This window comes from Streptomyces sp. NPDC048255 (assembly GCF_040652415.1).
In the GTDB taxonomy this organism is placed as follows: domain Bacteria; phylum Actinomycetota; class Actinomycetes; order Streptomycetales; family Streptomycetaceae; genus Streptomyces.
This window is the reverse complement of the sequence record NZ_JBEZMA010000147.1, coordinates 1-1,300: the sequence shown is the minus strand read 5'-3', so window position 1 is coordinate 1,300 and position 1,300 is coordinate 1. Positions and strand designations below refer to the sequence as shown.

Genomic DNA, 1,300 nt, shown 5'->3' with positions numbered 1-1,300 from the left:
CGCGGCGGTGGCATACCGCTGGTGCGCGCCGCGTGTTGCGGCGTGGCTTTGAGGGGGTGGCGATGAACGTGCATCTGCGCGCGGAGCAAGTGGCGCTGGAATTGCCGTTGGACATGCAGAACATCGCGGTCGGCAGCAAGCTCGGTCTACGGTCCAGCCTGAGTGGCAGCACCCGACGCTTCGTCAGCGTTCTGTCGGGCATCGACTTCGCCGCCGAGGACGGCGACCGGATCGCGGTGGTCGGGCTCAACGGCGCGGGCAAGACGACCTTGCTCAGAGTGTTGAACGGCGCATTCCAGCCCACCCGCGGCTGGGTCCGGCGCCAGGGTCGTACCCAATCCCTGCTCACGCCGACGCTAGGCTTCGCCGAACAAGCCTCGGTCGCCGAGAACGTATACCTGCGCGGCACCGCGATGGGCTTGCGCCGGGCGCAACTGCAGGCGGCGCTCGCCGACATCCTGCAATTCGCCGGGCTGAGCGAGCGCGCCACGCATCGGCTGCATACGCTTTCGGCCGGGCAGCGCACGCGGTTGGGCTTTGCGATCTCCACTGCGGTACAGCCGGACATCTTGTTGATGGACGAGTGGATCACCACCGGCGACAGCGCCTTCCTCAATCGCGCCCAAGAGCGGATGAGCAGCCGCTTCCATGGCAGCCGCATCGTGGTCATGGCCGGGCACAGCACCGAGCTGCATCGCAAGTTGTGCAACAAGGCACTGGTGCTCGATGCCGGCCGGATGAAGTTCTTCGGCGCGATCGACGATGGCTTGGCGTGTTATCGCGACATCGTGTCTGCAGCCGACGGTCGCTTGCGTCAGCAACTGGCTGCGCAGGATCCGTTGTTGTTCGGCGAGGCGAGCGGCTTCGTCGAAAGGATCGGCCTGCGCGAGGGGCGGATCGAGGTCGAGGGATGGGCGATCGGCGATCGCGGCCGCGAGGTCGAGGTGCTGTGCGTCGAGATCGGCGGCGAGCGCCGCTTCATCGAAAACTTCGACCGGGTCGAGCGCGAGGACGTTTTGCGCGCGTTGGCCAAGCGTTCGGGACGCTTCGGCTTCCGCTTCGTTCTCGCCGATCCGCTGTGGGCCGAACGCGATTCGTTGCGTGCGATGCTGATTTCGGCCGGCGTGGCGCGCGACGCGCTGGGAGCGCCGCTGCCGCGCGTAGCCGACGCGCTCGAAGACCGGGCGAGGCCCGCCGCCTGAGGCGGCGACAGTCGCTCGCGTCGCGGGACAAGAACACAACATCGAGCCAGGACGCCGCAGATGCGGCGATAGGGAACTCAGTGAACGCATTGCAAGAG

1 protein-coding gene is annotated in these 1,300 nt (G+C 67.2%); it reads left to right on the top strand.

The genetic code is table 11. The features are described from left to right. Positions 1-1,202, top strand: a 1,202-nt coding sequence (locus tag AB0D94_RS37830; protein WP_362062532.1) for an ATP-binding cassette domain-containing protein, incomplete at its 5' end; no start/stop codon positions are given. Between the last annotated feature and the right edge of the window lie 98 nt (positions 1,203-1,300).